Annotated in this window: 1 protein-coding gene; it reads right to left on the minus strand. The window is 72.7% G+C overall.

The window, feature by feature from the left end; genetic code table 11:
* Positions 1 to 4,134: type I polyketide synthase (locus AQJ58_RS40015; protein ID WP_234360476.1), on the minus strand; the 4,134-nt coding region annotated here is incomplete at its 3' end.
* Positions 4,135 to 4,148 lie beyond the last annotated feature (14 nt).

Genomic DNA, 4,148 nt, shown 5'->3' on the forward strand with positions numbered 1-4,148 from the left:
CCCCAGGACCACGGCCCGGTTCTCGAACGCCGTACGCGTCGCCGCCAACGACCACGCCACATCCACCGGCCGCACCTCACCACCGGCAGACCCCACGACCGACGCCAGGCGACCCGCCTGACCCGCCAGGCCCTCACCACCACGGCCCGACACCACCCACGGCACCACACCACCAGCCACCAACACCGGTGACGTGCCCGCACCCGCACGGCCGGACCCGGCCTCGGGCACAACCGGAGCCTCCTCCAACACCACATGCGCGTTGGTGCCACTCACTCCGAAGGACGACACACCGGCGCGACGCGGACGGCCTTCGGCCTGCGGCCACTCCACGGCCTCGGTCAGCAGCGACACCGCCCCCGCCGACCAGTCGACATGCGGAGTGGGCTCGTCGACGTGCAGCGTCGGCGGAAGGAGCCCGTGCTGCAGCGCCAGCACCATCTTCATCACACCGCCGACACCGGAGGCAGCCTGGGTGTGGCCGATGTTGGACTTCAAAGAGCCCAGCCACAACGGCCGTTCCGGATCCCGGCCCCGTCCGTAGGTGGCCAGGAGCGCCTGCGCCTCGATCGGGTCGCCCAGGGTCGTGCCCGTGCCGTGCGCCTCCACCGCGTCCACGTCAGCCGGCGACAGCCCGGCCTTGGCGAGCGCCGCCCGGATCACCTGCTGCTGGGCGGGGCCGCTGGGGGCGCTGAGGCCGTTGCTCGCGCCGTCCTGGTTGAGGGCGGTGGAGCGGACCACGGCCAGCACCGGATGACCGTTGCGGCGTGCGTCCGAGAGGCGCTCCAGGAGCACCATGCCCGCGCCCTCGGCGAGGCCCATGCCGTCGGCGGCCTTGGCGAACGCCTTCGAACGGCCGTCCTTGGCGACACCACGGGTCCGGGCGAAGCCGATGAAGCCGATGGGCTCGACCATCACGGCGACGCCGCCCGCCAGGGCCATGGAGCACTCACCGGAGCGCAGCGCCTGGACGGCCATGTGGAGGGCGACCAGGGAGGACGAGCAGGCGGTGTCTATGGTCACCGCGCTGCCCTCCAGGCCGAGGGTGTAGGCGATCCGGCCGGACAGCACGCTGGTGGCGCTGCCGGTGACGATGTGCCCCTCGACGCCCTCGGGCAGGTTGTCCAGGCCGCCGAAGCCCTGGTTGGCGGCGCCCACGAACACACCGACGGGAGTGCCGCGCAGTTCCTCGGGAACGAGCCCGGCCCGTTCCAGCACCTCCCAGGAGGTCTCCAGCAGCAGTCGCTGCTGCGGGTCCATGGCGACGGCCTCGCGCGGCGAGATCCCGAAGAAGCCGGGGTCGAAGTCGCCCGCGTCGTAGACGAAGCCGCCCTCGCGTGCGTAGCAGGTGCCCTCGCGGTCGGGGTCCGGGTCGTACAGGGCCTCGAGGTCCCAGGCGCGGTCGTCGGGGAAGGCGTCGATGACGTCGCGGCCCTCGGCGAGGATCCGCCAGAGTTCCTCGGGGCTGTCGGCGCCGCCCGGGTAGCGGCAGCTCATGGAGACGATGACGATCGGGTCGTCGTCCGCGGCGGCCTCACGGGCCGGGGCCATGGGCGCGGCCGGCACGGGAAGGGCCGCCGTGTCTCCGAGCAGTTCCTCGCGGACGTGCCGGGCCAGAGCGGTGACCGTGGGCCGGTCGAAGATCACGGTGACCGGCAGACGCAGGCCGGTGGCGGTGTTCAGCCGGTTGCGCAGTTCCACCGAGGTCAGCGAGTCGAAGCCCAGCTCGCGGAACGCCCGGCCCACTTCCACGCTGTTCGGGCTGCTGTGCCCGAGCACTCCGGCGACCTGCGCGCGCACCAGGTCCAGTACGGCCTGCTGCTGTTCGTCGGCGCCCATGCCGCGCAGCCGGTCGACGAGACCGGAGCCCGCGACGGCCGACGTGTCCTGGCGGTGGCGCTCTTCCTCGGCGCGCAGCAGCTCGGCGACCTCGGGCACCTCGGTGAGGAAGGGGCGGGGGCGAGCGGCGGTGAAGACGGGGACGAAACGCTCCCAGTCGATGTCGGCGACGGCGACGAAGCACTCGTCGCGGTCCATGACCTGTTGCATGCCCCTGACCGCGAGGGCCGGGTCCATGAAGGGGATGCCGCGCCAGCGCAGTTGCTCCTGGACGATGTCGAGGGCCATGCCGCCGCCCTCGTCGCTCCAGATGCCCCACGCGATGGAGGTGCCGGCCAGACCGCGGGCCCGCCGGTGCTCGGCGACAGCGTCGGCGTAGGCGTTGGCCGCGGCGTACGCCCCGTGGTCGCCGCTGCCCCAGACGCCCGCGACGGAGGAGAAGACGACGAAGGCGTCGAGCCGGTCGTCGGAGAAGAGCGCGTCGAGATGGGCGACGCCCGACAGCTTGGCCTCGGCGCCGTCGGCGAACTCCTGGAGGGTGGTCGTGGCCAGCGGGATGAGGATGCCGACGCCGGCGGTGTGCACGACGGTGCGGATGGGCGGTCCGTCGGCCTCCACCCGCTCGACGAGCGCGCCCAGGGCGTCCCGGTCGGCGATGTCGCAGGCGGCGATGGTGACACGGGCGCCCAGCTCGCGCAGCTCGGCCTCCAGCGCTGCGGCGCCCGGGGCGTCCGCTCCACGACGGCTGACCAGGACCAGGTGCTCGGTTCCGTTCCTCGCGAGCCAGCGGGCCGTGTGTCCGCCGAGGCCACCGGTGCCGCCGGTGATCAGCGCGGTGCCGCGCGAGGTCCACGTACCGTGACCGCCGTCCGACGCCCCCACGGGGACGCGGGTCAGGCGGCGGATCAGGACGCCGGTCCGGCGGATGGCCACCTGGTCCTCGGCACGGGAGTCGGCGAGGATTCCGCACAGCCGCGCGGCGGTCCGCTCGTCGGGCTGCTCCGGGAGGTCGACGAGGCCACCCCAGAACTCGGGGTGCTCCAGAGCGGCGACCCTGCCCATGCCCCAGATGCCGTTCTGCACGGGGTTGCGCAGGGGGTCGCTGTCGCCCGTGGTGACGGCCCCGCTGGTGGCCAGCCACAGCGGGGCACGCACACCGAGGTCACCGCACGCCTGGATCAGTGCCAGGCCGGCCACCAGACCGGCCGCGAGTCCCGGCTGTTCGGGGTACGGGTGCTCGTCGAGCCCGAGGAAGGAGAGCACACCGTCGAACCGGACGGAGTCCACGCCGTTGTGCTGTGCCGTCTCGGTCAGCAGCGCGGCGAGCCGCTCGCGGTCGGTGTCGGAGGAGTCGACGAACAGGGGAACGGTCTGAGCCCCGTGCGTGGCGAGCCCCTCCAGGCAGACCTGGACGAGTTCGGTGCCCGCGTGGCTCGCGGGGACGACGACCAGCCACGTCCCTTCCAGCGTGGTGGAGAGCGAATCGGCCGTGGGCCGCCAGGCGACGCGGTAGCGCCAGGAGTCGAGCGTGGACGCGGCACGGCGGCCCCGGCGCCAGGCCGACAGCACGGGCAGCGCCTGGGCCAGCACCTCCTGCCCGGTGTCCCCGGCGACGTCGAGGACACCGGTCAGCGCTTCGACGTCCTGTTCCTCGACAGCCGCCCAGAATTCGGCGTCCGCCGGGTCCTGGACCCCTTCGGTGACGGCGACCGGCTGCGGGTCGGGGTCGAACCAGTAGGGCTGGTGCTGGAAGGCATAGGTCGGCAGCGGGACCGTCCGGGCGTCGTGTCCGGCCAGCACGGCCGTCCAGTCGACGGGGACACCACGCACCCAGGCCTCCGCCAGCGAGGTCAGGAGCCGGTGCGCATCACCCTTGTCACGACGCAGAGTACCCACCACGACCGCGTCCGGCGCGGCCTCCTGCACCGCCATCCCCAGCACCGGATGCGAACTGACCTCGACGAACGCCCCGTACCCCTGCTCCACCAGACCCTGAACGGCATCCTCGAAACGCACCCGCTGACGCAGATTCCGATACCAGTACCCACCATCCAGCACAGCCGTATCGACCACCTCCGCCTCCGTGGTCGAGAAGAACGGCACCTGACCCGAACGCGGCTCCACCGCCGCCAGCACCTGGGCCAGCTCGTCCTCGATCGCCTCGACGTGCCAGGTGTGCGAGGCGTAATCCACCGGGATGCGACGAGCCCGTACGTCACTGCTCTCACAGTGCGCCATCAGCTCGTCCAGCGCGTCCGCGTCACCGGCCACGACCACCGACGCCGGACCGTTCACCGCCGCCACATCGA

It is taken from the genome of Streptomyces sp. DSM 15324, from assembly GCF_001514285.1.
GTDB lineage: Bacteria > Actinomycetota > Actinomycetes > Streptomycetales > Streptomycetaceae > Streptomyces.